Genomic DNA, 24,761 nt, shown 5'->3' with positions numbered 1-24,761 from the left:
CGAGCGTAGAGTGCCGCCCATGGAGCCGGGCAGAGCGGACTGCACCCGAGCCCTGTCCCCGTCGCGGGCCGCAGACTTCATGCAGTGCCCGCTGCTCTACCGCTTCCGGGTGGTCGACCGGGTGCCGGAGCCGCCGAGCGCGGCCGCCGCCCGGGGCAGCCTGGTGCACGCGGTGCTGGACCGGATCTTCGACCGTCCCGCAGCCGAGCGCACCGTGGAGAACGCCGCCGCGCTGGTCCCCGGCGAGTGGGAGCGGATGCTGGTGGAGGAGCCCGACCTGGCCGAGCTGGCCGTCGAGGACACCTGCGGCGCGGCGGACTCGCTGCTGGAGCGCTGGTTCGAGCTGGAGGACCCCACCCGGCTGCAACCCTCCGAGCGGGAGCTCTACGTCGAGGCCGACCTCGACGGACTCGTCATCAGGGGCTACGTCGACCGGTTGGACGAGGCGCCGGACGGACGGTTGCGGGTCGTCGACTACAAGACCGGCCGGGCGCCCTCGGAGACCTTCGAGGGTCGGGCCCTGTTCCAGCTGAAGTTCTACGCCCTGGCGCTGTGGCGCACCCGCGGGGTGCTGCCGAGCCGGCTGCAGCTGGTCTACCTCGGCGACCGCACGGTGCTGTGGATCGACCCGACCGAGGCCGACCTGCGGGCGACCGAGCGCAAGATCCGTGCGCTCTGGTCGGCCATCGAGCAGGTGGCGGTCTCCGGCGACTGGCGTCCGCGCCGGGGTCGGGCCTGCTCGTGGTGCTCGTTCCAGTCGTTGTGCCCGGCGTGGGGCGGGACGCCTCCCCCGCTCCCGGAGGGTGCGACCCGGCTGGCCCTGGACCCGCGCTCGGCGGGCAGCGTCGACAGCGGGCAGGAGGCGCGGTCAGCCGCGCGGTGAGCCGTCGTCCCGCCGGCGCAGGTATCGCTCGAACTCCTTGGCGATCGCGTCGCCGGAGGCCTCCGGGAGGTCGGCCGTGTCCTGCGCCTCCTCCAGCTGCCGGACGTAGTCGGCGACCTCCTCGTCCGTCGACGCGAGGTCGTCCACCCCGCGCTCCCAGGCCCGGGCCGCGTCGCTGAGCGCCGTGTCGTCGATGACGCAGTCGAGCAGCTCCTCGAGCTGCCCGAGCAGGGCGAGCGAGGCCTTGGGTGAGGGCGGGCCGCCGGCGTAGTGCGGGACCGCGGCCCAGCACGACAGGGTGGGCACGTCCTGCTGCCGGGCCTCGTCGGAGAGCACGCCGATGATGCCGGTGGGTCCCTCGTAGGTGCTGCGCTCGATGTCGTCGCTGCTGGCCAGCAGCTGGGTGTCCTCGGAGCTGATGCTCACCGGGATGGGCCGGGTGTGCGGCACGTCGGCCAGCAGCCCGCCCAGGACGACCAGCAGCTGGACGTCCCGCGCCAGCAGGTAGGACAGCAGGTCGCTGGCGAAGGTGCGCCAGCGCACCGACGGCTCGATGCCCAGCACCAGGAGCACGTCGCGGCCGAGCGGGGTGTTGCGGGCGAGCATCACCCGGGTGCTGGGCCACCGGATCATCCGGCGTCCGTCGACGGTGAGGATCTGCGGCCGGTTGACCTGGAAGTCGTAGAACTCCTCGGGGTCGACGGCGGCCACGACCTCGGCGTCCCACACCTGGGCGAGGTGCTCCACGACGCTCGAGGCGCACTCGCCGGCGTCGTTCCAGCCCTCGAACGCGGCGATGACGATCGGGTCCCGCAACTCACCCGTGTCCTGCAGCTCGATCACGGCCTCACCTTCCTGCTCGTGCACGGACCGTGCGACCACCCTAGACCGCACTGCTCTAGCGTGGAGGGGTGACGCGCCAGCATCCCGACCAGCCCCTGCCGACCGCCGTGCTCTGGGACATGGACGGCACCATCGTCGACACCGAGCCCTACTGGATCGCGGAGGAGTACCTGCTGGTGGAGGAGGCCGGCGGACGCTGGACGGACGAGGACGCGCACGATCTCGTGGGCCAGGACCTGCTGACCTCGGCACGGATGATCCTGCAGCGCACCCCGGTGCAGGGGGCGCCCGAGGAGGTGGTCCGACGGCTGCTCGACGGCGTGGTCGTGCGCACCCGGGAGCACGTGCCCTGGCGCTCCGGAGCGCTCGAGCTGCTCGCCGCCCTCCGCCGGGCGGCGGTCCCGTGCGCCCTGGTCACCATGTCCTGGACCGAGCTTGCCGACGTGCTGGTGGAGCAGCTGCCCCCGGGCACCTTCGACGCCGTGGTCACCGGCGACCAGGTGACCCGCGGGAAGCCGCACCCCGAGGCATACCTCGAGGCGGCCCGGCGGCTCGGCGTCGACCCGGGGCGCGCGGTGGCGATCGAGGACTCGGTCACCGGAGCCACCGCGTCGACGGCGGCGGGCGTGCCGACGCTGGTCGTGCCGCACATGGTGCCGGTGCCGAGCATCCCCGGCAGCATGCAGGTCGCGACGCTCGAGGGACTCGCTCCTGCCGACCTGGGTCGGCTCGTCCCCACCCTCAGCTCAGAGCTGCACGCCGAGCAACGCGTCGACGGCCCGCACGACCAGGCCTGACGCCGGCTCACCGGCGGCCACCGTCGTCGCCCAGTCGTCGACCGCCTCCAGGGCTCCCGGCGTGTCGAGGTCGTCCGCCAGCCGCTCCCGCACGCGCTGCACGGTGGCGCGGCCCAGGTCGGTGATCGTCTCGTGCGCCGCCATGTCGCTGGCCCGACGCCACAGGTCCAGCCGGTCGTCGGCGTCCCGCAGCAGCTGGTCGGTCCACTCCCACTCGGTGCGGTAGTGCTGGGAGAGCAGGGCCAGCCGGATCGCCATCGGGTCCACCCCGGTGCTGCGCAGCCGGGAGACGAGCACCAGGTTGCCCCGGCTCTTGCTCATCTTCTCACCCTCCAGCCCCACCATCGCCTGGTGCACGTAGGCGCGCGCGAAGCAGTCGTCCCCGCACGACGCGGCCGCCTGCACGGCGCTCATCTCGTGGTGCGGGAAAACCAGGTCGGTGCCACCGCCCTGCACGTCGAAGCCCGGGCCGAGATAGCGCTGGGCGATGGTCGAGCACTCGATGTGCCAGCCCGGCCGCCCCTGGCCCAGCGCCCCACCGTCCCAGTGCGGCTCACCCTCCCTGCCGGACCGCCACAGCAGCGGATCCAGCCGGTCCCGCTTGCCCGGGCGGTCGGGGTCGCCTCCCCGGTCCGCGAAGACCTCCAGCATCTGCTCCCGGGTCCAGCCGGAGACCGCGCCGAAGCTGGGCTGGGTGGACAGGTCGAGGTAGACGTCGCTGCCGGTCGCGCCGGGCACCCCGTGCTCGTCCTCCGGCACGTCCACGAGGTATGCCGTGCCCGCCTCGAGCAGCTGCTCCACCGCGGTCACGTCGTCCGGGATCCCCTCGACCGCGCCGACGTAGTGGTCGGGAGGGAGCACCCGCAGCGCCTCCATGTCCTCGAAGAAGAGCTCGATCTCGCGGCGGGCCAGCTCGCGCCAGTCCAGGCCGTCCCGCTCCGCCCGCTGCAGCAGCGGCTCGTCCACGTCGGTGACGTTCTGCACGTAGGTGACGGCCAGCCCGGCGTCCCGCCAGGCCCGCTGCAGCACGTCGAAGGTGACATAGGTCGCGGCATGGCCGAGGTGGGTGGCGTCGTAGGGCGTGATGCCGCAGACGTAGAGCCTGGCGGTGCCGTCCTGGCCCGCGACCGGGACCAGGGCGTCGGTGGCGGTGTCGTGCACGCGCACCGGCATCCCCTCGTGGTCGATCGGCAGCCGGGGGACGTCGGTGGTCGACCAGGTCTTCACGTCGGGGAGCCTAGCTCTCGTCCCCGGCGTCACCCCAATCGCGGGTCGCCCACCCGGACCAACGTCGGCATAGCACAACCTTCATCGGCAAACTTCCCGATGGAGCTTGTGCTATGCCGACCACACTCCCCGGTGGGTGGGCCTGGGCTGGGCGGGCGGGCGCCCGTCACCAGAGCGGCCAGGGCAGCGGGTAGCGCTCGGTCGGAGGCATCGGGAAGACGGCGACCTCGCGCAGGTCCCGCGCCCTGGTGCGCAGGGCGGTGGCCTCGGCGGGCGTGAGCAGCGCGCCGAGCTGCTCGGCGCAGTCCCCACCGGCGTCGTCCAGCTCACGCTCCAGCGCGGTCAGCCGGCGCGCGTCCTCGTCGGCCAGCTGCTCGCCGGCGAAGCCCCACAGCACGGTCCGGAGCTTGTCCTCCTCGTGCAGGCACACGCCATGGTCGAACCCTCGCAGCCGCGAGCCGAGGTCGAGGGTCAGGTGGGCGGCCTTGCGGTCGGCGTTGTTCAGCACCACGTCCAGCACCGCCATGGTGCGCAGCCGCGGATCGTCCGCGTGCGCCACCACCACCGGTGCCCCCTGCTCGTCCTCGCCCTGCACCACCGCCCGCCAGCCGGGTCCGAGCTGCTCCGGCGGCAGCACCTCGACCAGCCCGCCGGCCGGGTCCGCCAGTCGGTCCGCCTCCTGCTCCACCCACCACTGGACCGAGCCTGCGCCGAGCGGGCCCTCCCGCAGGACCGTGGGCGGGACGATGTCGAAGCCTCCGGCGCGGGACACGGCATACGCCGCCACCTCCCGGGCCGCGAGCGAGCCGGGCGGGAAGTCGTGCAGCGGGCGTTCGCCGCGGGCCGGTTTGTAGACGGCGCGGTGGCCGGTGGGCTCACCATCCACGGCGAGATCGACGAGAAGGGTCAGGTTCGAGGCCTGGGTGAGCACGCCGACCGGCTCGATGGTGCAGGTGCGCAGCAGCTCCAGGGCCGCGTCGTCGTGCACGTCAGCGGCGGTAACCGTTGGCGCGGGGGCAGATGTGGCCGGTCGGGTCCAGCGGCTGTCCGCAGAAGGGGCACGACGGCCGCCCACCCTCGATCGACGCCGTGCACCGTTGCGCGAAGGCCCGTGCCCGGCCGGGTTCGAGGACCACCTTGAGCGACTGGGGCGGGAGCCCGGCCCACGGGAGGTCGCCGGCCTCCGCCTCGGTCTCGAGCTCGGCGACGTCCTCCTCGCTGGGTCGGTCGTAGGCCTCCAGGACGATCCGGCGCTGCCCGGCCTCCCACGCCACCGACAGCCGCTGCACCCGGAAGTCGTCCTCGATCGGGGTGTCCAGCGGCGCGTTGTCCAGGTATGCCTCGCCCGCCTCCTCGCTGCCGTCCGCCCCCGCGACGTCGTCCAACATCTCGGCCAGCGACTCGCCGAGGAGGCGCACCTGCTCCTTCTCCAGCGAGACGGTCATCACCCGCTGGCCGTCGGTGGCCTGCAGGAAGAACGTCCGCCCGCCGGGGGGACCGACACTGCCGGCGACACAGCGCTCCGGTGGGTCGAAGACGTGCTCAGCCATGGAGGTCAGCCTACGTCTTCTCCCCTGCGGTCCCTCCGGCAGCACCGGCACCGCCACCGACGTCCGCGTCGCCGCTCGCGCCCTCGGCGGTGACCCGGGCCACCAGGCCGCTCAGGTCGACCGGGTCGCTGCTCGTGTCGTTGGTGCGCAGCACGAAGGGCCGGGTGCTGGTCCGGTGGACCAGGCTGAGCGAGGCCGGGTCCACGACGATGCGTTGGAAGTCGTCGAGCCGGGTCGCCAGGGCGTCGGCGAGGATGGCCTTGATGACGTCCCCGTGGCTGACCGCGACCCAGACGGCAGCGGGTCCGTGCCCGGCCTCGATCCGGGCGTCCCACTCCGTGACGGCGGTGACCGCGCGTCCGGCCATGTCCGACATGGACTCGTGGGCGAAGTCGTCGTCGGCCGGGAAGGACACCGTGGACGGCTGGTCCTGCACCGCCCGCCACAGCGGCTCCTCGGCGAGCTCGGACAGCGGTCGCCCGGTCCATGCGCCGTACCGCGCCTCCCCGAGGCGCTCCTCGGTATGCCGCGCCACGGCGCGATCCGCCGGCTGCGCCGCGAGCACGGCGGCCGCCGTCTCCGCGCACCGTTGCAGGGGGCTCGAGACGATGGCGGCCAGCGGCGTGCTCGCGAGCCGTGCCCCGACCGTGCGGGCCTGCTCGGCACCCACCTCGTCCAGTCCCAGGCCGGGGGTCCAGCCTGCGAGCAGCCCGTCGGCGTTGGCTCGGGTGCGCCCGTGGCGCAGCAGGATGCAGACCGCCATCAGCCGGTCGCGTCCAGCCGGGAGTGGGCCTCGACGGCGGTCTCCAGGGCGGTCATCCGGGCCGTGAGGTCCTGGCCCCACGGCGCCAGGGTCAGCGTGGTGATGCCCGCGTCCTGGTAGCGGCGCATCCGCTCGGTGATCCGGTCCACGTCGCCGAGCAGGCTGGTGTCGTCGATGAACTGCGGTGGCAGTGCCGCGGCGGCCTCGGCCCACTTGCGGTCGAGATACAGCTCCTGCACCCGGGCCGCCTCGCGCTCGTAGCCCATGCGGCAGGCGAGCTGGTTGTAGAAGTTGTGCTCGCGGCTCCCCATGCCGCCGACGTACAGCGCGGGATAGGGACTCACCGTGCGGGCGCAGGCCTCGAGGTCGTCGCCCACGGCGAGTGCCACCGTGGCATCGGTCTGGAACGGCTGGTCCTCAGGGCGAGGCTCGGCACGCCGGGCCTGGCCCGCCTCGAGATGGGCGCGCTGCTCGGCGAAGAAGTCCGGTGCCACGAAGACCCCGAGCCAGCCGTCGGCGATCTCCCCGGCGAGCTCCAGGTTCTTGGGGCCTACGGCCGCGAGGTATACGGGGATGTCCGGCCGGTGCAGGTGCGTGAGCCGGAGGGCCTTGCCGGGTCCGTCCGGCAGCGGCAGGGTGAAGAACTCGCCGTCGTAGCTGACCGGTCGGTGCCGCAGGGCGGTGCGGACGATGTCGACGTACTCCCGCGTGCGGGCCAGCGGCTTGGCGAAGCGCACACCGTGCCACCCCTCGGAGACCTGCGGGCCGCTGACGCCCAGCCCGAGGCGGAAACGGCCGCCGGAGAGGCTGTCCAGGCTGATCGCGGTCATCGCGGTCGCCGCCGGGGTGCGGGCGGGGATCTGCATGACGCCGGCGCCGAGCGCGATCCGCTCGGTGCGGGCCGCCAGGAAGGACAGGATGCTGACCGCGTCCGGGCCGTACACCTCGGCCACCCAGGCGACCTCGACCCCCAGCTCGTCCGCACGCTGCACCAGCGCGATGTTCTCCTCGTCGCGACCCTGCCCCCAGAATCCGCAGCTCAGACCCAGCCGCACGGCTCAGCCCCGCGGGGAGTCGTCGAGGTCGTACTCCTCGTCGTCCAGCCCGGAGTACTCATCCTCGTCGTCGCTCTCCCCGAGGTCCTCGAAGTCGTCCCCCTCGTCGTCGTCCTCGTCGTCCCCCTCGTCGTCGAAGTCGTCGTCCTCCTCGTCCTCGTCGTCGTCCTCGCTGGCCAGGTCGTCGTCGTAGACCTCCAGCGGGGTGACCTCGCCGTAGGCGTCCATCAGCGCGTCGTCGTAGGCGGTGAACGCCTCGGCGATGCGTTCATAGGCCTCGACGACCGCGGGGTCGTCCTCGCCCCGGCTGACCGCTGCCGTCTCCAGGTGGGTCTCGAGGGCGGCGACGAGGGCGGTCAGGGCGGCACGCGGGTCTGCGGTCATGGTGTGACGGTAGCGCGAATCGGGCGGTCACGGGCGGGTTGCTTCCCGAGGGTCGGCGAGGGTGCCTATGCTGGCCCGCAATGGTGGAGTACGAGTATCGAGAGCTCACGTTCCACCGCGACCAGGGTCGTGGTGAGGTGCGGCAGGCGCTCACCGAGCACGCCGAGTACGGCGCCTGGGAGCTGGCCCGCGTCCGGGTCTACCTCGGTGGGGTGCGCAGGGTGCTGCTGCGGCGCAAGATCATCCGGGTGCGTCGCACCGCCTGACACCCGGACCCTCCCGACCGGCCGCACGGTCTGCGCCGACCGACCTCACGGTCTGCGGTCAGCAGTCGGCGACGAGCTGCCCCAGCACCCGGGTGCCGAAGCGGATCGCGTCGACTGGCACCCGCTCGTCGACGCCGTGGAACATGCCGACGAAGTCGAGCTCCTCCGGGAGCCGCAGCGGGGCGAAGCCGTAGCCGGTGATGCCCAGCCGGGAGAGGTGCTTGTTGTCCGTCCCGCCGGACAGGCAGTAGGGCAGGACGCGGGCTCCGGGGTCCTCCTTGAGCAGCGCGCGCTTCATCGAGTCGACCAGCTCGCCGCTGCTCGGTGCCTCCAGCGCGACGTCCTTGTGCTCGATCTCCACCTCGACGTGCTCCCCCGCGAGCTCCCGGATGGTGGCGAGCAGGTCGTCCTCGTGGCCCGGCAGGAAGCGGCAGTCCAGGGAGGCCGACGCGCTCTGCGGGATGACGTTCATCTTGTAGCCGGAGTCCAGCATGGAGAAGTTGGACGTGTCCTGCAGGGTGCCCTCCACGAAGCGGCGGGCACCGCCGAGGCGGTGCAGCAGGTCCTCCACGGACTCCTCGCTCCACGGCTCGCCGGTGACCTGCGCGACCCCGTCGAAGAGCTCGCGGACGGACGCGATGTAGGTGCGCGGCCACACGTGGGCGTCGATCCGGGCGATCGCCTCGGCGAGGCGCACGATGGCGTTCTCGGGGTTGGGGACCGAGCCGTGCCCGGCGCGGCCGTGGGCGTGGAGCCGCAGCCAGGCGATCCCCTTCTCCGCCGTCTGCAGCAGGTATGCACGGGTCGGCGCGCCGGTCGCGTGGTCCGGGAGGGTGACGGAGAAGCCGCCGACCTCACTGATCGCCTCGGTGCACCCCTCGAACCACTCGGGGTGCTGCGCGACGACGTGCCCGGCACCCTTGGTGCCGCCCGCCTCCTCGTCGGCGAAGAAGGCCCAGACGATGTCCCGGGGAGGCTCCTCCCCCGAGCGCGCGAGCTGGCGCAGCGTCGCCAGGAGCATCGCGACCATGTCCTTCATGTCGACCGCACCGCGGCCCCAGATCATGCCGTCCTTCTCCTCCGCGGCGAAGGGGTCGACCGACCAGTCCTTGGCCTCGGCGGGCACCACGTCGAGGTGGCCGTGCAGGACCAGGCCGGGGCGTGAGCTGTCGCGGCCCGGCGTCCGGACGACGACGCTGGCCCGGCCGGGCTGGTCCGCCGGCTCGGTGAGCTGCGGGTCCAGGCCCACCTCCTGCAGCAGACCCATGACGTAGTCGGCGGCCTCCCGCTCCCCCGGCCCGCTGCCGTCGCCGTAGTTGCTGGTGTCGATCCGGATCAGCTCCCGGCAGATCCGGACGGCCTCCTCCTCGGCGGTGCTGGACGGGGTCAGGTCGGGCGTCGTCGTCATGCCCGCCACCCTAGCCAGCCGCGCCGGTATGCCTGGGGTGCGGCTACTCAGGCTCCTCGGCGAAGAGCTCGAGGTGGCGGCATTCTCGGCAGCGGAAGGCTCGGACCGGGTAGCGGGCGGACTGGTCCACAGCGGCGAAGCCGAAGATCTCGGTGGACGGCGGCTCCCCCACCCACTCCAGGTGACCGGTCATCCCGTCGCCGCGGCCGGTGAGGACCCCCTCGTCGAGCAGGCCGTCGCTGCCGCAGGCGGTGCAGGTCGACCTCGCCTTGCTCCACAGGTCCTCTCCCGCGGAGCCGGCGAGCCGGTGCATCTCGTCCGACGCTGGCTGGTGCTGAGATCGGCTACTCACCCGGCGATCATGCCGTGAGCTTGCCCTCGATGCACTTCACGAACTGTCCGAGCCATCCGGACCAGAGATGCGAGGGGTCCACAGGGCTCACGACCGGAGGTCCGCGATCATGCGGGTGATCCGGCGCGCCCGCGTCTCCTCCCTCGCGGCGTCCTCCACCGGTTGGAGCGCCCGCCGTCGGGCAGCGGGGCGCATCGCCTCCCAGGACTCGGTGAGGCCGGCGTCCTGCAGCGCCGTCGCCACATCCCCGGGCACGGGCACGAGGTCGGGGTCGACCGGGGAGAGCTCGCAGCTGATCGGCTCCCCACCTCCGCCCGCACCCGACGCAGGAGCGCTGGACCGGCGTAGACGAAGGCGTCCTCCAGCACGGGCGCGCGGTTGAGCCCCAGGTTCACCTCGACACCGTCCATCGTGCCGCCGACCCTCCGGGTCCCCAGCGCGGCCACCGCGTCGGTCAGCCGTGCCGGCAGCCGGATGACGGTATACGTGGTCCCGCCCCAGTCGATCTCCTCAGCAGGTGCCACGAAGTCGACCGTGCCGGACCTCACTCCGGGTCCTCGGCGAAGAGCTCGAGGTGGCGGCACTCCCGGCACCGGAAGGCGCGGACGAGCAGCTTCGGCACCCCGAACCAGGCACCGCCGAACATCCCGCCGGTGTGAGCCTTGCCGATCCAGGCGATGTGACCGCCGCTGGCCATGTCCGAGAGGTATCCCTCGTCGAGCAGCCCGACGGCCCCGCACGCGGTGCAGGTCGAACGGGCCTGCTCCCACAGGCTGCCTGTCGCGTGGGGCTCGGGGGCCGCAGGATCCTGGGTCGGCGGGTCTGGCGAGGTCACCCGGTGAGCTTGCCCTCGATGCACTCGACGAACTGGCCGAGCAGCTTGTCCGAGACCGTCTGCATCACCCCGCGACCGAACTGGGCAGGCTTGCCGGTGATGTTCATCGACGTCGTGACGTCGGCCTTGGTCCCCTCACCCTCGGGCTTGAGCTGCAGCGTCACCTTCGCGGACGCGTTGCCGAGGCCCCGCAGTCCCTTGCCCAGCCCTTCGATGACGGCTCGGTGCGCCTCGTCGTCGCGCTCGACGAATCGCCCCTCGCCCTGGTAGGTCACGCCGATCGGTCCGAGCTTGACCTTGACGTTGCCGGTGAACTCCTCGTCCGTGGCCGAGGTCACGGTGGCCCCGGGGAAGCACCCACCGACCTGCTCGAGGTCGGTGAGCAACGCCCAGGTGTCCTCCGGTGTCGCGGCCACCGTGAAGGTGTGGTGCAGCTCCATCGCCATCTGGTCAGCCTCCCGCCGCCGCGACGACGGCGCGCCGGGTCAGCACCCCGGCGACGTGCTTGCGGTAGTCGGCCTGACCGTTGAGGTCGGACGGCGGGTCGGTGCCCTCGCCCACCTGTGCGCAGGCCTCGGCGACGGCGTCCTCGGTGGCCTCCTTGCCGACCAGTGCCTGCTCCACGGAGGTCGCGCGCAGCGGCGTCGACCCCATGTTGGTGAGCCCGACCTTGGCCTCGGCGATGGTGCCACCCTCGACCCGCACGGCGGCGGCGATCCCGATGATCGCCCACTGGTGCGAGACCCGCACGAACTTCTCGTAGTGCGCGCCCCAGCCGGTGTGCTTCGGGATCTCGACGGCGGTGAGGAGCTCGTCCTCCCCCACCGCGGTCTCGAACAGGTCGACGAAGAAGTCGGACGCGTCGACGGTGCGCTCACCGTCCGGCCCCTGGATCACCATGCGGGCGTCCAGGGCGAGCACGGGCGCGCCCACGTCGCCCGCGGGGTCGGCGTGCACCAGGGCGCCGCACACCGTGCCGCGGTGCCGGATCTGGGCGTCGGCGACCTCGGTCAGTGCCTTGTGCAGCAGGCCCAGGTGCTCGGAGACCAGGGCGGAGTCGAGCACGTCCTGGTATGTCGCTCCGGCACCGATGCGGACCGCGTCACCTGACTCGGTGATGCCCTTGATCTCCTCGATGCGGGAGATGTCGATGACGATGCCGGGTGCGTTGAGGCGCATCCGCAGGACGGGCAGCAGCGACTGCCCGCCGGCGAGGACCTTGGCCTCGTCGCCGTGCTCGGCGAGCAGGGCCAGCGCCTCGCTCACCGTCCCTGGTGCCGCGTAGTCGAACTCCGGGGGGATCATGCCTGACCGCCTTCCTGCGTCGTCGTGGTCGCGCCCGTGACCCCGGCGGGTCCTGGCGGGTCCTGGTTGGGCTCACCCTCGGCGAAGTGGCCCGCGGCGTCCTCCGCCGTCGGCCTGCTCGCCCCGGCCTGCCCGTGCTGGATGGCCCGCCACACCCGCTCGGGTGTGCAGGGCATGAGGATGTCGTCGACGCCGTACTGGCGGATCGCGTCCAGCACCGCGTTGACCACCGCAGGCGTCGACGCGATGCAGCCCGCCTCGCCGACACCCTTGACACCGAGGTCGTTGGACGTGGACGGCGACGTCGTCCGGTCGGTCACGAAGCTGATCGTGTCGGCGGTCGTCGGCAGCGTGTAGTCGACGAACGAGCCGGACACCAGCGTGCCCTGGTCGTCGTAGACCGCCTCCTCCCAGAGGGCCTGCGCGATCCCCTGGACCAGGCCGCCGTGCACCTGGCCCTCGACGATCAGCGGGTTGACGACGTTGCCGATGTCGTCCACGCACACGTAGGACCGCATCCGGGAGGCACCGGTCTCGGTGTCCACCTCCATCGCGCACAGGTGGGTGCCGTGCGGGAAGGAGAAGTTGACCGGGTCGAAGGTGGCGTCGGCGTCCAGGCTGGGCTCCATGCCGTCGGGCAGATCGTGCGCGGCGAAGACGGCCAGCGCGAGACCGGCCAGGCCCACGCCCTCCTGGTCGGCACCGGCACCCTTGACGGTGAACTTCCCGTCGGTGAACTCCAGGTCGTCGACGTTCGCCTCGAGCTGGTATGCCGCGAGCGGCTTCGCCTTCTCGATCACCTTCTTGGCGGCGTTGATGACGGCCTGCCCGCCGACCACGAGGGAGCGGGAGCCGTAGGTGTCCAGGCCCTTGTGGCTGATCTGGGTGTCGCCGTGCAGCACCTCGACGTCCTCGAAGGGCACGCCCAGCTGGTCGGCCACGATCTGGCTCCACGCCGTCTCGTGACCCTGTCCGTGGGCGGACGAACCGGTGATCACCTCGACCTTGCCGGTCGGCAGCATCCGGACCGAGGCGTGCTCCCAGCCGCCGGCACCGTAGTTGAGCGAACCCAGCACCCTGGAGGGGGCGAGTCCGCACATCTCGGTGAAGGTGGAGATCCCCAGACCGAGCTGGACGCGGTCGCCGCTCTCCCGGCGACGCTGCTGCTCGGCCCGGAGCTCGGCATACCCGAAGAGCTCCTTGGCCCGTTCGGTCGCGGCCTCGTAGTTGCCGGAGTCGTACTCCAGGCCGCAGACGGTGGTGAACGGGAACTCCTCGTGCGTGATCCAGTTCTGCTCCCGCACCTCCATCGGGTCCCGGCCCAGCTCGACCGCCAGCTCGTCCATCATCCGCTCGATCGCGAAGGTCGCCTCGGGGCGGCCGGCGCCGCGGTAGGCGTCGGTCCACGTCTTGTTGGTGAAGACGTTGGTGCAGGCGAAGTGGTAGGCGGGGAACTTGTAGATCGAGTTGAACATGAAGGCGCCGAGGATCGGCACACCAGGGGTCACGAGGCCCAGGTAGGCCCCCATGTCGGCGAGCAGCTCGACCTTCAGGCCGGTGACGGTGCCGTCCTGCTTCGCGGCGAGTGTGAGTTTCTGCCACTGGTCGCGGCCGTGGTGCGCGGAGAGCAGGCTCTCGCTGCGGGTCTCGGTCCACTTGCACGGCCTGCCGGTGTGCCGGGCCACGAGGAAGGTGATGATCTCCTCCGGGGTGACCTGCAGCTTGCCGCCGAAGCCGCCACCGACGTCCGGCGCGACGACCCGCACCTTGGACTCGTCCACGCCCAGCGTCATGGCCAGCATGAGGCGCAGGATGTGCGGCACCTGGGTGGCCGACCACATGACGAACTGCTCGCCCGTCGGGTCCACCACCGTGGAGCGGGGCTCCATGAACGCCGGGATCAGCCGCTGCTGGCGGAACTCGCGCTCGACCACGACGTCGGCGTCCCTGATCGCCTCGTCGACGCTCCCACCGGTGCCGGCCTCGGCGGAGTCGAAGATCCAGGTCGCCGACCGGTTGGTCCCGAGGTCGGGGTGGGCGAGGGCCTCGTCCGCCGCGGCAGCCTTGAGCTCGAGGACCGCCGGGAGGTCCTCGTAGTCGACGTCCACCAGCTCGGCGGCGTCGCGTGCCGCTGCCGCCGTGCGGGCCGCGACCACGGCGACCACCTCGCCGGAGAAGGCGACGCGGTCCACGGCGATCGCCGGGTGCGGGGGCGCCTTCTGGTCCTCGGTGATCGGCCAGGCGCACGGGAGGCTGCCCTGCAGGTCCTTGACGTCCTGGCCGGTGAGCACCGCGATGACGCCGGTGGACTCCCGGGCCGCGGTCGTGTCGATCCCGGTGATCCGGGCGTGCGCGACGGGGCTGCGCACCATGGCCAGGTGCAGCATCCCCTGCAGCTGCATGTTGTCGGTCCACCGGGTGCGCCCGGTGATCAGCCGCTGGTCCTCCTTGCGGCGGCGGTCGCGGCCGACCTCGTGGGTCGCCTCGGCCGGCCGGTCGTCGACGGCGGTCATGCCTGCTCACCTCCGCTCGAGGCGGGCTGGCCGGAGGCCTGCAGGACCGCCTTGACGATGTTGTGGTAGCCGGTGCACCGGCACAGGTTGCCCTCCATGCCCACCCGCACCTCGTCCTCGGTGGGACTCGGGTTGGTGGCGAGCAGGTCGGTCGCCTGCATGATCATGCCCGGCGTGCAGAAGCCGCACTGCAGGGCGTGGCACTCGCGGAAGGCCTCCTGGACCGGGGTCAGGGTCTCCCCGTCCGCCAGGCCCTCGATGGTGGTGACCTCGTGCCCGTCGGCCTGCACGGCCAGCACGTTGCAGGACTTCACGCTGCGGCCGTCCAGGAGGACCGTGCAGGCCCCGCAGTTGCTGGTGTCGCAGCCGACCACGGTGCCGGTCTTCCCCAGGGTCTCGCGCAGGTAGTAGACGAGGAGCGTGCGCGGCTCGACCTCGTCGGTATAGCTCGTGCCGTCGACTTTCACGGTGATGTTCATGCAGCCCTCCATCGGGCGGTCGGGACGTCGCTGTCCCTGCCGATCCTGCCGTGACGCAGGTCACCCTGCAACAGATGAGCGCAGACGAACCCTCACTCGGATTCGGGCATACTCACACCGTCAAATTCGGCGCGCTCACACGGTATGCCGGTGGATGTCACCGGTGGTCTGTCGCAGCGGCTCGCCGTGCCCGCCCCAGCGCAGGGCGATGATCTCCGAGGCGATGCTCACGGCCGTCTCCTCGGGGGTCCGTGCGCCGAGGTCGAGCCCGATCGGGCTGCGCAACCGGGCCAGCTGCTCCTCGTCCAGACCGGCCTCCCGGAGGCGGCTCAGCCGGTCGTCGTGGGTGCGTCGCGACCCCATGGCACCGATGTAGGCGAGCTCGGGTGTGCCGGGGGCGAGCAGCACCTCCAGCAGCGGCACGTCGAACTTCGGGTCGTGGGTGAGCACGCAGGCGACCGTGCGCGAGTCGAGCGCGCCCTCGGCGACCTGCGCCTCGACATACCGGTGCGGCCACGAGACCACCACCTCGTCGGCCTCCGGGAAGCGGCTGGCCGTGGCGAAGACGGGACGCGCGTCGCACACGGTGACGCGGTAGCCGAGGAAGGTCCCCATCCGGGCCACGGCGGCGGCGAAGTCGATCGCGCCGAAGACCAGCATCCGGGGCCGTGGTGCGTAGGAGGCGACGAAGACCCGCATGCCTTCCCCGCGGCGCTCCCCGTCCGGTCCGTACTCCAGCGTCGCGGTCCGGCCCTGGGCGAGCATGCCGCGCGCGTCGTCGGTGACGGCGGCGTCGGCGCGGTCGGTGCCGAGCGTCCCCTCGACCGGCTCGCCCTCGGGGCGCACCACCATCCGCGCGCCGAGGTGGGACCCGTCCGGGTGCGCGACCACCGTGGCGACGGCCACCGGCCGCCCGGCCGCGATGTCGGCGCTCACCGTGCCGAGCTCGGGGAAGTCCGCCCGCGAGACGCGCTCGACGTAGACGTCGAGGATGCCGCCGCAGGTGAGCCCGACCCCCATCGCCTCGTCGTCGGAGACGCCGTAGCGCTGCAGCACGGGAGTCCCGGTGGCGATCACCTGCTCCCCCAGCTCGTAGACCGCGCCCTCGACGCAGCCGCCCGAGACCGACCCCACCGCCTCGCCGTCGGCGCCCACCAGCATCGACGCGCCGGGCTGGCGCGGTGCCGACTTCCAGGTGCCCACGACGGTGGCCAGCGCGACGCTGTCCCCCGCCTCCCACCAGGGCGCCAGCCGGTCCAGGACATCACGCATGGGGTCAGGATGTCACGGGCTCGCGGTGGAGCACCGCCGCAACCGCGGCGCGCGCCCTAGGATCATCGGCCATGGGGACCATCGACCTGCTCTTCGACCAGGTGCGGCAGGCTGTCGAGACCGACGGTGGCGGACTGACCGTGGAGCGCACCGACGGGGGCTTCGACGTCTGTGCCGACGTCCACGACCGCCGGGTGGTGGACGTGGCCTACCGCGCGGGTGTGCGGGAGCTGACCATCCACCACGTCGCCGTCGACGAGACGGAGGGCACCTTCACCGTGACCGACGACGTCCGCTCGGTGGCGTGGGAGGCCGGCATCGGCGGCCCGCGGATCGCCCTGCGCGCCTCGCTGAGCCGTTCCCTCGGGACGTTCCGCCGCGTGGAGCTCGGGTCCCGGTGGAGGCGGGGTGCTGACGGGCGGCCGGAGAAGGTGGCGGGGTATGCCTATGACTCCGCGCAAGGACGCCGGCTCGTGGAGCGGGTGGCCGAGCAGATGGGGCTGCGGCAGCGGATGAACACCTGGGCGAAGGTGGGACTGGGCTTCGCCGCCGTCGGGCTGCTGGGTGCCCTCGTGGCCGTGGTGGCGGCGATCCTGGTGATCAGGGCCACCTGACGGGGAGCGTCCCGTGGGAGTCGGCCCCCTCCCCGACTCCCACGGGACCGTCCCAGCCGCACACTCAGGTGTCGGCCACGACGTCCAGCACCTCCTGGAAGGCGGCCAGGGAGTGCCCCGCCACGAGGTCGTCGACGTGCGGCAGCACCGCGACGATCCCGGCCTGCACCGGGGCATACCCCTCTTTGCCGCGGTGCGGGTTGACCCAGATCACGCGGTGCGCCAGGGCGCGCAGCCGGCGCAGCTGCTCCCCCAGCAGCTCCGGCGACCGCCGCTCCCACCCGTCGCTGAGGACGACGACCACCGCGCCCCGCGCCATGCCTCGCCGCCCCCAGCGCCGCAGGAAGACGTCCAGGGCCTCGCCGAGGCGGGTGCCGCCGGACCAGTCGGGCACCGTCTCCCCGGCGGCGAGCAGGGCCCGGTCGGGGTCGCGCTCCCGCAGCGCCCGGGTGACGTGGGTGAGCCGGGTCCCGATGGTGAAGACCTCGGTCGTCCGGGGTGCGGCCTGGGCGACGGAGTGCGCCAGCCGCAGCAGGCTGTCGGCATACGCCCCCATCGACCCGGACACGTCGACCAGCAGGATCACCCGGCGGCGCCGGACGCCGCGGTTGCGGAACCGGATGCGGGTGGGCTCGCCCAGGTTCCGCAGGTGCGCGCGGACGGTGGCGCGACCGTCCACCTCCCCCCGTCTGGAGCGGGTATGCCGTCGGGCGGGCCGGGTGGGTGCGGTGACCCTGAGCGTGGCGAACTGACGGCGCATCGCGGCGCGGTCCGAGGGCGACAGGCCCGCGACGTCCCGGTGGCGCAGCACCTCCTCCGCAGATGCGGCCGCCCGCACCGCATCGCCCTCCGAGTCGCCGTCGCCGGAGGTCTCGGGCTCCTCGAGCGACGCCTGGGTGGTCGTCGGCGCAGGAGGCTCGTCGCCGCTCACCGCGTGCATCGGGCGTCCGCCGAACCAGCCGGTGAAGACCCGCTCGTAGGGCTCGACGTCGGCCGGGGAGCTGGTGAGCGTGGCGCGGCCCGCCCAGTAGACGTCCCGGCGCTCCCCCACGCCGACCGCGGCGCAGGCCTGCAGGAAAGTGCGCTCCCGGTCCGCGGTGACCGGCAGCCCTGCCGCCCGGCAGGCCCGGGCGAAGCCGCCGAGCATCTGACCCGCGCTCCAGGTCTGGGGAGGCTCCTCGGCAGGCTGGGTCACGGCATACCGCTCAGCGCGTGAGCATCCGGTCCAGGGCGACGCGCACCCGCTCGGCGTCCTCGCGGTACTTCACCGCCGCGCCCATGGTCGCGGCCGCCACCTCCGGGTCCAGCCGGCTCTGCCCGAGCGCCGTGAGGGCGCGCGTCCAGTCCAGGGTCTCGGCCACCCCCGGCGGCTTGACCAGGTCCTCCTCGCCGCGCAGCTGCTGCACCAGGCCCACCACGTCGCGGGCCAGCGTCTCCTCCACCTCGGGCAGCCGGGCGCGCACGATCGACAGCTCACGCTCCAGGCCCGGGTGCTCGATCCAGTGGTAGAGGCAGCGCCTCTTCAGCGCGTCGTGCAGCTCCCGGGTGCGGTTGGAGGTGAGCACGACGAAGGGCGGGGTCGCCGCCGCGACGACACCGAGCTCCGGGATGCTCACCGACCAGGTGGACAGCACCTCCAGCAGGAACGCCTCGAACTCGTCGTCGGCCCGGTCGATCTCGTCCACCAGCAGCACGCAGGGCGCCTCGCGCAGCGCACGCAGGACGGGTCGGGCCTGGAGGAACCGCTCGTCGAAGAGCTCGGCCTCCAGCTCGGACACCTCCGGCCCGCCCGCCGCGTCCCGGGCGAGCGCCTCCACCGCCCGCAGGTGCAGGATCTGCCGCGGGAAGTCCCAGTCGTAGAGCGCCTGGCTCGCCTCGATCCCCTCGTAGCACTGGAGCCGGATGAGCGGCACCCCCTGCAGCTGGGCGACCGACTCGGCCAGCGCCGTCTTGCCCGTCCCGGGCTCCCCCTCCAGCAGCAGCGGCCGTTGCAGCCTGTGCGCGAGCCAGGTCACGGTGGCCAGCCCGTCGTCGGCAAGGTATGCCGTCTCCGCCAGCGCGGCGCTGAGCGTGTCCGGGCTGGTCAGGGGGTCGGGCTGCATAGGCGCCAGCATCGCCGACGCCGTGCGGGTTGTCCACGGCGGGGCACTTGCCGTCCCTCCGGCACCCGGATATTGTATTAGAAACGCGTGCTACAAATGGAGCTGGTTGGATGTTCTGGTTTGGTCTTGTGGTGTGCCTCATCCTGCCACCGCTCGCCTACCTCACGCGCCGCGTCGAGGCCGAGCGTCAGCTGCGTCCTCTGCTCGGCACGGCCTGGGAGCCCGACGGCGAGGTCCTCGATCGCGCCCGCGACAGCCTGGCACGGCAGCAGATCTTCATGACCACCGGCTCGGCGGCGGGTGCCCTGCTGATCCTCCTGCTGCTGGAAGCGGCGAGTGATGATCCGATCTACGGCCTCGTGGGATTCGGGTTCGTGAGCGGGGCGGTCCTGGGGAACATCGTCGGTCATCTGTCCGCTGGGCGGATCACCGCTGGTGCATCCGTCGCCGGGGCGGCCCCGCGGCGGCTGCGCGACTACCTGAGCCGAGCGCACGTCGCGGCCTTCGGCATGTGGGCAGGCATGACGATGGTGGCCGCACCTGTGGCGGTTCTGGGTCTCGACGCGGTGCGCGGCCCCGCAGAAGGAATTGCAGTCCTCTCGCTCTTGGGCGTGGCGACGGTGTGGCTCGTGGCCGTGGTGGTCATGACCTCTGCGGTTCTTCGCCGCCGCACGACAGCGCGCAGCGGCGGTGATCTGGCCTGGCAGGAGTGGATGCGCGCACGTGTCGTGAGCGACGTCGTCGGCTCGCTCTGGCTCTCGGTGTGCTCTGTGGGCTCGGCCTTATGGATCGCCTTGTTGACCAGCGGCGGTTCCACCGTGGCCACAGGAGTGGCGGGCTCTGCCACCGCTCTCGCCGTCGTCGGCCTCGTGGTCTTCTGGGTGGCCCGCACGCGCATACCCACCGCAGTGAAGACGGCAGTCACATGCTGATCCGCGTCGACCCCGACCGGAGCACCCCGGTCTTCGAGCAGATCGTGCAGCAGGTGGTCACCGGCGTGCGTGCCGGCGACCTGGTCCCGGGCGAAAAGCTGCCACCGGTCCGCCAGCTGGCCGCGGACCTGGGGATCGCCCCGAACACCGTGGCGAAGGCATACCGTCAGCTCGAGGAGGAGGGGCACGTCGAGACCCGCGGACGCGGCGGCACGCTGGTCCGCGACGAGCTCGCTCCCACGCTGCCCAGCCGAAGTGCGGCCGAGGACTTCGTCCGGGCGGCCCGCGCCTCCGGTCTCGACCTGTCCCAGGCGATCGGCCTGCTGCGCCGCAGCTGGTGAGCTCGCCCCGACCTCAGTCGAGGTCGTCCAGCGCCAGCCAGTCGGCCCAGGTCAGGTCGGCTCCGATGAACCGGGGCCGCTCGAACGGCCACTCCTGGCGCACCCAGGCGGGGACGAACGCGTCCAGGGCCTGCTCCACATCGGTCCCGACCCACGGGTCGGCCACCCACCACGAGATGTCGGCGTCGGCACCGACCTTCTCCGGCGGGTCGAGGTAGACGCACCCGACGAGAGCCGACTCGTCCGCCAGCAGCACCGCGTAGTTGAACGACTCGTGCCGCTCGATCTCGTCGGCGTGCCGCTGCAGGTCGGCACGGTCCTCCTCGGCGGTCATGTCCGCCGGCGGCCAGCCCCACGCGGGTCCGAAGATCGAGAAGAGACGCTGCTGGCTGCCCATCACGGCGACCATGTCGATCCCGGTGTCCGCCGGGCTGATCGGGCGCAGGTGCAGGTCGGTGCCCGGCAGCGCCACCCGCGTCGGGTGCTCGAAGTCCTCCGGCAGCCATCCACTCATCTCTGCTCCTCGCTCTCGTCGACGTCGCGCCCCGTGGCCAGGTCGCCGCACTCCACCAGATCCGGTCGGGCCCGACGCAGATACGTCCGTGCCCCGGCGTCGCCGCGCGCCTGACCCAGGACACCCTGCCAGTGGTCCTGCCCCAGGAGCACGGGGTGGCCCGGGACGCCGTCGTAGGCGACGCGCGACAGGCTCGAGCCGCGCGCACCCCCCGCGTCGAGCAGCCGTGCGACGACCTCGGGACCGACGTCCGGCAGGTCCACGAGGTGCACCACGGCCACCAGCGGCACCGTGCGGCCGCGCGAGACGAGGGACATCAGGCCGGCCTTCAGCGACTCCCCCATCCCCTGCTCCCAGGTCCCGCAGTAGGTGGTCGCGATCTGATGCATACCGGGCGCGCCGGCCAGCACCCGCTCGACCTGGTCGGACTCCGCGCCCGTCACCACCAGCACGTCGCCACAGCCTCCCTGGAGGAGCGCCCTGGCCGACCGCACCACCCACGCCTCCCCGTCGGTCTCGGCCAGCGCCTTGGGGCCGCCGAACCGTCGCCCGGCCCCCGCGGCGAGCAGCAGGCCGGTGATCCGCGCGGAGGAGGTCGCCATGGTGTCAGTGTGCCTGGGCATGATGGGCCCATGAGCATCGTGGTGGACATCGACGAGCTGGCCGACGCGCTGGGCAGGCATCCCACGGCATACCTGCTGCTGTCCGGCGAGGACCGCCCGCACGTGGGTGAGGTCGAGGTCACGATGCGGGAGGACGTGCTCGTGGTCGACCGCGCGGGCCGCACCGCCGTGCGCACCGTGCCCGAGCGTCCGCAGGTCACGCTGCTGCTGCCACCGGCGCAGGCGGACGGCTACACCCTCATCGTCGACGGCGAGGCCTCGCTCAGCGGCGAGGAGCTCCGGATCGAGCCGAGCCACGCCGTGCTGCACCGCCGGCCCCGGCCCGGCTCCCCGCCGTCGACCACCGGGTGCGGCAACGACTGCCAGCCGCTGTCGTGAGCGGGCAGGAGGTCGTCGGGCGCACCTATCTCGACGAGGACTGGTATGCCGCCGAGCTCGCCGGCCAGGCGTGGCAGGGGTGCGTCTTCCGCGAGGTGGACCTCACCGAGGCCGTCACCGAGTCCTGCCGCTTCGTGGACTGCACCTTCGACCGCTGCCGGCTGAACGCCACGACCCACCGCTCGACGTCGTTCACCGCGTGCACCTTCACCGACACCTCGTTCTTCGACGCGACCCTGCACGGCTGCCGGCTGGACGGCTCCAGCTTCGTCGGGTGCGACCTGCGGCCGATCACGGTGAGCGGCGGGTCCTGGTGGGGCGTGTCGCTGCGCGGCGCCGACCTGCGCGACCAGGACCTGGCCGGGCTGCGCCTCACAGAGGCGGACCTGACCGAGGCCGACCTGCGCACGACGTCGTTGCGCGGCTGCGAGCTGACCGGCGCGCTGCTCCGGGGTGCGAGGCTGGGCGACGCCGACCTGCGCGAGGCGAGCCTGGTCGGCGCCGACCTCACCGACGTCTCGCTCCGTGGGGCGCGGCTCGACCTGGCCGGTGCGCTGGCGCTCGCGGAGTCGCTGGGCGCCGTCGTCGAGACCTGAGGTCGTCCCTGCCGCCTCGGGCCCGCTGCCGGTAGGCTCGTGCGTTTGTGACCCCCACCGACGCCGTGTCGATGCCGCCTGCCGCAGCGCGGGCCTACAGGCGGCTGCTCGCGGCAGGTTTCCGGCAGCAGAGTGCCTACCTGGCAGCCGCCGTCGGCGGACTCGTCGCCAACGTCACCTTCGGCTTCCTCAAGGCGGCCATCCTGCTCGCCACGCTCGCGGCGGCCGGCGGCACCCTGGGCGGCTACGACACCGGCCGGATGCTCGCCTACGTCTGGGTCAGCCAGGCGATGCTCGGTCTCATCAACGTCTCCGGCCGCGACGTCCTCGGCGAGCGGATCAGGACCGGGGACATCGCCGTCGACTTCCTGCGTCCGCTCGACCTGCAGCTCGCGGGCCTGTCGACCCATCTCGGGACGCGTCTCTTCACGCTGCTGCCCCGGGGCCTGCCCACGCTGACGATCGGGCTGCTCACGACCGGCATGGCCCTGCCCTCCGGCCCGGCGCCCTACCTCCTGGGCGCGGTGAGCGTGCTGCTCGCGACGACCCTGGCCTACCTCGCGGTCTACGCCCTCAACATGAGCGCACTCTGGCTGGTGGAGATCCGCGGGCTGCAGGTGACCTACATGGTGGTGGCGAGCTTCTGCTGCGGCCTCTACATCCCGGTGGGCATCTTCCCCGGCTGGCTCGAGACCCTCGCCCGGCTCACGCCGTTCCCGTCGATGCTCATGACGCCGGTGGACGTGCTGTCGGGGTATGCCGTCGGCACCGACGCGCTGCGCCTCGTCCTGGCGCAGGTCGCCTGGGTCGTCGTGGTCGGCCTGCTCGGGCACCTGCTCACCCGTGCCGGCCGCCGCCACCTGGAGGTGCAGGGTGGCTGAGGCAGGCACGCTGCGCGGCGACCTCACGGCATACCGTGCGGTCCTGTCGTCGCGCGTCCGTGCCCAGCGTGCGTATGCCGCCTCGTTCCGGCTCGATCTCGTCGGGGCGGCGCTGATCACGGTCGTCGAGTTCGCCGAGGTGTGGGTGCTCTTCGGCCAGGTGGACGCGATCGGTGGCCTGACCCTGGCCTCGGTGATGCTCGTCTTCGGGCTGGCCGAGATGACCTTCAGCACCGCGGACCTGCTGGTCGGTCACTGCGACCGGATGCCGACCTACGTCCGAGCCGGGACGTTGGACGTCTTCTACCTGCGGCCCCAGCCGGTCCTGGCCCAGCTGATGACCAGCGACATCGACCTGAGGCGTGTCGCCCGGGTCGCCGGCGGCATGGTCATCCTCGTGGTCGGGCTGGTCGTGAGCGGGGTGCGGTGGACCCCGGAGAAGGTGGCCCTGCTCGCCGTCACGATCCCCGCGGCCGTCGCGATCTACGCCGGCCTGTTCATCGCCGCGGCGGGGGTGCAGTTCTTCCTGATCAACGGGGCGGAGACGACCAACGCCTTCGTCTACGGCGGTCGGTATGCCGCGAGCCAGCCCGCGTCCGTGTGGCCCCGGTCACTGGTGCTCGTCTTCGGGCTGATCTTCCCGGTCGCCTTCACCGGCTACCTCCCGGCGCTCGCCCTGCTCGATCTGCCCGTGCCCTTCGGTCTGCCCGGGTGGACCGCCTGGCTCACGCCGGTGGCGGCCGTGTGGAGCTGGCTGGTGGCCCTGGGGTGCTGGCGCCTGGGGACCCGGCACTACCAAGGAGCGGGCGGATGAGCCGGACACCGGTGGTGCAGGTCAGCGGCCTGACGCGGGACTTCGTGGTGCGCCCGCGGGGGCACCGGCTGAGGGGTCGGCGCGTCCGCGCCGTGCACGACCTGAGCTTCACGGTCCGGCCCGGCGAGGCGGTGGGCTACATCGGCGCCAACGGCGCCGGCAAGTCCACCACCATCAAGATGCTCGCCGGCATCCTGGTCCCGACCGCGGGCGAGGTGCGGACCTGCGGGCTGCGGCCGGTGCAGGACCGCCGCGCGCTGGCGCGCCGGATCGGTGTCGTCTTCGGCCAGCGCTCCCAGCTGTGGTGGGACCTGCCGGTGGCCGAGTCGTTCCGCATCCTCGCGGCGATCCACCACCTCGACGCCGCCGGCGAGCGGGCGCGCACCGGCGAGCTGGTGGACCGGCTGGAGATGGGCGCATACCTCGACACGCCGGTGCGCCAGCTCTCCCTCGGGCAGCGGATGCGCGCCGAGGTCGCGGCCGCCCTCCTGCACTCCCCCAGGCTGGTCATCCTGGACGAGCCCACCATCGGGCTGGACGTCCTGTCCAAGCAGCGGCTGCGCGAGTTCCTCATCGAGGAGCGCCGCGAGCACGGGACCTCACTGATGCTCACCACCCACGACATGGGTGACGTCGAGCGGCTCTGCCCGCGCGTGCTCGTCATCGACGACGGCACCCTCGCCTACGACGGCACCCTCTCCGGCCTGTCGCGCACGGTCGGTGCCCGCCGGGTGCTCGTCGTCGACCTGGAGCGGCCGACCGAGCCGCTCACCGGCATACCCTCGACCGAGCACCTGTCCACGCAGGCCCAGGGGCTGCAGCAGCGGCTCGCCTTCGACCCGGAGCGCACCACGGCGGCGGCGGTGCTGGCCGCCGTGTCGCAGCGCTCCGAGGTGCGGGACCTGGCGATCGAGGAGCCCGACATCGAGGACGTCGTGCGCCGGATCTACGCCGCCCGCCGCTGAGCGTGCTACCCCGCTCCAGCATCGTCGCCCTCATCGTCCCGGCGCCGCGATGAGTCCGGCCGGTGGCCA

The 24,761-nt window shown here is 72.6% G+C and carries 31 protein-coding genes; 11 read left to right on the top strand and 20 right to left on the bottom strand.

What is annotated here, in order from left to right; all coding sequences use genetic code 11:
• Positions 1 to 19 precede the first annotated feature (19 nt).
• The gene (locus FXF60_RS00835) at positions 20 to 883 is read left to right on the top strand and encodes a RecB family exonuclease (protein WP_151523352.1); all 864 of its coding nucleotides are present in this window, start codon (positions 20 to 22) and stop codon (positions 881 to 883) included.
• On the opposite strand, the gene FXF60_RS00830 is transcribed toward FXF60_RS00835, so the two are convergent.
• Complete coding sequence (locus FXF60_RS00830; RefSeq protein WP_151523595.1) at positions 869 to 1,726, bottom strand: PAC2 family protein; 858 nt, start codon at positions 1,724 to 1,726, stop codon at positions 869 to 871. The two genes, FXF60_RS00835 and FXF60_RS00830, sit on opposite strands and share 15 nt — an antisense overlap.
• Before the next feature lie 68 nt (positions 1,727 to 1,794).
• Here FXF60_RS00830 and FXF60_RS00825 point away from each other — a divergent pair, with 68 nt between their 5' ends.
• Positions 1,795 to 2,523 (top strand): HAD family hydrolase, encoded by a 729-nt coding sequence (locus FXF60_RS00825; protein WP_302849005.1) that lies wholly within the window; start codon positions 1,795 to 1,797, stop codon positions 2,521 to 2,523.
• On the opposite strand, the gene mshC is transcribed toward FXF60_RS00825, so the two are convergent.
• The 6 genes from mshC to FXF60_RS16400 form a co-directional block, all read right to left on the bottom strand.
• Positions 2,473 to 3,750 carry a cysteine--1-D-myo-inosityl 2-amino-2-deoxy-alpha-D-glucopyranoside ligase gene (mshC, locus tag FXF60_RS00820; protein WP_151523351.1) on the bottom strand — a complete coding sequence of 426 codons (1,278 nt, stop codon included), beginning with the start codon at positions 3,748 to 3,750 and terminating at the stop codon, positions 2,473 to 2,475. The genes FXF60_RS00825 and mshC overlap by 51 nt on opposite strands.
• Before the next feature lie 166 nt (positions 3,751 to 3,916).
• Complete coding sequence (locus FXF60_RS00815) at positions 3,917 to 4,738, bottom strand: SCO1664 family protein (RefSeq protein WP_202879509.1); 822 nt, start codon at positions 4,736 to 4,738, stop codon at positions 3,917 to 3,919.
• A 1-nt stretch (position 4,739) separates the two neighbouring features.
• Entirely contained in the window at positions 4,740 to 5,300 is a 561-nt protein-coding gene (locus tag FXF60_RS00810) for a DUF3090 family protein (protein ID WP_151523350.1), read from the bottom strand.
• Between the two features lie 10 nt (positions 5,301 to 5,310).
• Positions 5,311 to 6,063 carry an MSMEG_4193 family putative phosphomutase gene (locus FXF60_RS00805; RefSeq protein WP_151523349.1) on the bottom strand — a complete coding sequence of 251 codons (753 nt, stop codon included), beginning with the start codon at positions 6,061 to 6,063 and terminating at the stop codon, positions 5,311 to 5,313.
• Positions 6,063 to 7,118 carry an LLM class F420-dependent oxidoreductase gene (locus FXF60_RS00800; RefSeq protein ID WP_151523348.1) on the bottom strand — a complete coding sequence of 352 codons (1,056 nt, stop codon included), beginning with the start codon at positions 7,116 to 7,118 and terminating at the stop codon, positions 6,063 to 6,065. Before FXF60_RS00800 ends, FXF60_RS00805 begins: the two co-directional genes overlap by 1 nt.
• Positions 7,119 to 7,121: 3 nt before the next feature.
• The gene (locus tag FXF60_RS16400) at positions 7,122 to 7,502 is read right to left on the bottom strand and encodes a hypothetical protein (RefSeq protein WP_192796541.1); all 381 of its coding nucleotides are present in this window, start codon (positions 7,500 to 7,502) and stop codon (positions 7,122 to 7,124) included.
• 80 nt (positions 7,503 to 7,582) lie between these two features.
• Between FXF60_RS16400 and FXF60_RS00790 the strand changes: the two genes are divergently transcribed.
• A complete protein-coding gene (locus tag FXF60_RS00790; RefSeq protein ID WP_022923985.1) occupies positions 7,583 to 7,768 on the top strand; it encodes a DUF5703 family protein in 186 nt (61 codons plus the stop codon).
• A gap of 58 nt (positions 7,769 to 7,826) precedes the next feature.
• Here FXF60_RS00790 and FXF60_RS00785 read toward each other — a convergent pair whose 3' ends face one another.
• The 9 genes from FXF60_RS00785 to FXF60_RS00745 form a co-directional block, all read right to left on the bottom strand.
• Entirely contained in the window at positions 7,827 to 9,176 is a 1,350-nt protein-coding gene (locus FXF60_RS00785) for a M20/M25/M40 family metallo-hydrolase (RefSeq protein WP_151523347.1), read from the bottom strand.
• 43 nt (positions 9,177 to 9,219) lie between these two features.
• Positions 9,220 to 9,528, bottom strand: a complete 309-nt coding sequence (locus FXF60_RS00780; protein ID WP_151523346.1) for a hypothetical protein — start codon at positions 9,526 to 9,528, stop codon at positions 9,220 to 9,222.
• Between the two features lie 87 nt (positions 9,529 to 9,615).
• Positions 9,616 to 9,783, bottom strand: a complete 168-nt coding sequence (locus FXF60_RS16395; RefSeq protein WP_192796540.1) for a YdeI/OmpD-associated family protein — start codon at positions 9,781 to 9,783, stop codon at positions 9,616 to 9,618.
• Positions 9,784 to 10,072: 289 nt separating this feature from the next.
• Positions 10,073 to 10,363, bottom strand: a complete 291-nt coding sequence (locus tag FXF60_RS00770; protein ID WP_202879508.1) for a hypothetical protein — start codon at positions 10,361 to 10,363, stop codon at positions 10,073 to 10,075.
• Positions 10,360 to 10,809 (bottom strand): SRPBCC family protein, encoded by a 450-nt coding sequence (locus FXF60_RS00765; RefSeq protein ID WP_238335620.1) that lies wholly within the window; start codon positions 10,807 to 10,809, stop codon positions 10,360 to 10,362. The genes FXF60_RS00770 and FXF60_RS00765 overlap by 4 nt, the downstream gene beginning before the upstream one ends.
• A 4-nt stretch (positions 10,810 to 10,813) precedes the next feature.
• On the bottom strand, positions 10,814 to 11,668 hold the full coding sequence (locus FXF60_RS00760; protein WP_151523344.1) for an FAD binding domain-containing protein: 855 nt from the start codon (positions 11,666 to 11,668) through the stop codon (positions 10,814 to 10,816).
• Entirely contained in the window at positions 11,665 to 14,181 is a 2,517-nt protein-coding gene (locus FXF60_RS00755) for a xanthine dehydrogenase family protein molybdopterin-binding subunit (protein ID WP_151523343.1), read from the bottom strand. The genes FXF60_RS00760 and FXF60_RS00755 overlap by 4 nt, the downstream gene beginning before the upstream one ends.
• On the bottom strand, positions 14,178 to 14,660 hold the full coding sequence (locus tag FXF60_RS00750) for a (2Fe-2S)-binding protein (RefSeq protein WP_151523342.1): 483 nt from the start codon (positions 14,658 to 14,660) through the stop codon (positions 14,178 to 14,180). The genes FXF60_RS00755 and FXF60_RS00750 overlap by 4 nt, the downstream gene beginning before the upstream one ends.
• 135 nt (positions 14,661 to 14,795) lie before the next feature.
• The gene (locus FXF60_RS00745; RefSeq protein ID WP_151523341.1) at positions 14,796 to 15,932 is read right to left on the bottom strand and encodes an XdhC family protein; all 1,137 of its coding nucleotides are present in this window, start codon (positions 15,930 to 15,932) and stop codon (positions 14,796 to 14,798) included.
• 71 nt (positions 15,933 to 16,003) lie between these two features.
• Between FXF60_RS00745 and FXF60_RS00740 the strand changes: the two genes are divergently transcribed.
• Positions 16,004 to 16,546: a hypothetical protein gene (locus FXF60_RS00740; protein ID WP_151523340.1), complete on the top strand. Its 543-nt coding sequence runs from the start codon at positions 16,004 to 16,006 to the stop codon at positions 16,544 to 16,546.
• Between the two features lie 64 nt (positions 16,547 to 16,610).
• Here FXF60_RS00740 and FXF60_RS00735 read toward each other — a convergent pair whose 3' ends face one another.
• Both FXF60_RS00735 and FXF60_RS00730 read right to left on the bottom strand, forming a co-directional pair.
• Entirely contained in the window at positions 16,611 to 17,741 is a 1,131-nt protein-coding gene (locus FXF60_RS00735; protein ID WP_367889947.1) for a vWA domain-containing protein, read from the bottom strand.
• A gap of 10 nt (positions 17,742 to 17,751) precedes the next feature.
• On the bottom strand, positions 17,752 to 18,648 hold the full coding sequence (locus FXF60_RS00730; protein ID WP_151523339.1) for an AAA family ATPase: 897 nt from the start codon (positions 18,646 to 18,648) through the stop codon (positions 17,752 to 17,754).
• Positions 18,649 to 18,758: 110 nt separating this feature from the next.
• Here FXF60_RS00730 and FXF60_RS00725 point away from each other — a divergent pair, with 110 nt between their 5' ends.
• Together FXF60_RS00725 and FXF60_RS00720 are read left to right on the top strand one after the other, a co-directional pair.
• Positions 18,759 to 19,580, top strand: coding sequence for a hypothetical protein (locus tag FXF60_RS00725; protein WP_151523338.1), 822 nt, complete (start codon positions 18,759 to 18,761; stop codon positions 19,578 to 19,580).
• A complete protein-coding gene (locus FXF60_RS00720) occupies positions 19,574 to 19,921 on the top strand; it encodes a GntR family transcriptional regulator (protein WP_151523337.1) in 348 nt (115 codons plus the stop codon). Before FXF60_RS00725 ends, FXF60_RS00720 begins: the two co-directional genes overlap by 7 nt.
• A gap of 13 nt (positions 19,922 to 19,934) precedes the next feature.
• On the opposite strand, the gene FXF60_RS00715 is transcribed toward FXF60_RS00720, so the two are convergent.
• Positions 19,935 to 20,435, bottom strand: a complete 501-nt coding sequence (locus FXF60_RS00715) for a GNAT family N-acetyltransferase (RefSeq protein ID WP_151523336.1) — start codon at positions 20,433 to 20,435, stop codon at positions 19,935 to 19,937.
• Entirely contained in the window at positions 20,432 to 21,037 is a 606-nt protein-coding gene (locus tag FXF60_RS00710; RefSeq protein WP_151523335.1) for a nucleotidyltransferase family protein, read from the bottom strand. Before FXF60_RS00710 ends, FXF60_RS00715 begins: the two co-directional genes overlap by 4 nt.
• 30 nt (positions 21,038 to 21,067) lie before the next feature.
• On the opposite strand from FXF60_RS00710, the gene FXF60_RS00705 reads away from it, so the two are divergent.
• The 5 genes from FXF60_RS00705 to FXF60_RS00685 are packed head-to-tail and all read left to right on the top strand — an operon-like array spanning position 21,068 to position 24,692.
• A complete protein-coding gene (locus FXF60_RS00705) occupies positions 21,068 to 21,436 on the top strand; it encodes a pyridoxamine 5'-phosphate oxidase family protein (RefSeq protein ID WP_151523334.1) in 369 nt (122 codons plus the stop codon).
• A complete protein-coding gene (locus tag FXF60_RS00700) occupies positions 21,433 to 22,032 on the top strand; it encodes a pentapeptide repeat-containing protein (RefSeq protein WP_151523333.1) in 600 nt (199 codons plus the stop codon). The genes FXF60_RS00705 and FXF60_RS00700 overlap by 4 nt, the downstream gene beginning before the upstream one ends.
• 47 nt (positions 22,033 to 22,079) lie before the next feature.
• A complete protein-coding gene (locus tag FXF60_RS16630; RefSeq protein WP_238335619.1) occupies positions 22,080 to 22,913 on the top strand; it encodes an ABC transporter permease in 834 nt (277 codons plus the stop codon).
• The gene (locus FXF60_RS00690; protein ID WP_151523332.1) at positions 22,906 to 23,727 is read left to right on the top strand and encodes an ABC transporter permease; all 822 of its coding nucleotides are present in this window, start codon (positions 22,906 to 22,908) and stop codon (positions 23,725 to 23,727) included. Before FXF60_RS16630 ends, FXF60_RS00690 begins: the two co-directional genes overlap by 8 nt.
• Positions 23,724 to 24,692 (top strand): ABC transporter ATP-binding protein, encoded by a 969-nt coding sequence (locus FXF60_RS00685; RefSeq protein ID WP_151523331.1) that lies wholly within the window; start codon positions 23,724 to 23,726, stop codon positions 24,690 to 24,692. Before FXF60_RS00690 ends, FXF60_RS00685 begins: the two co-directional genes overlap by 4 nt.
• The last annotated feature ends 69 nt before the right edge of the window (positions 24,693 to 24,761 follow it).

Origin of the sequence: Serinicoccus kebangsaanensis, from assembly GCF_008919445.1 — a bacterium.
Taxonomy (GTDB): domain Bacteria; phylum Actinomycetota; class Actinomycetes; order Actinomycetales; family Dermatophilaceae; genus Ornithinicoccus; species Ornithinicoccus kebangsaanensis.
This window is presented reverse-complemented; position numbering and strand designations above follow the sequence as displayed.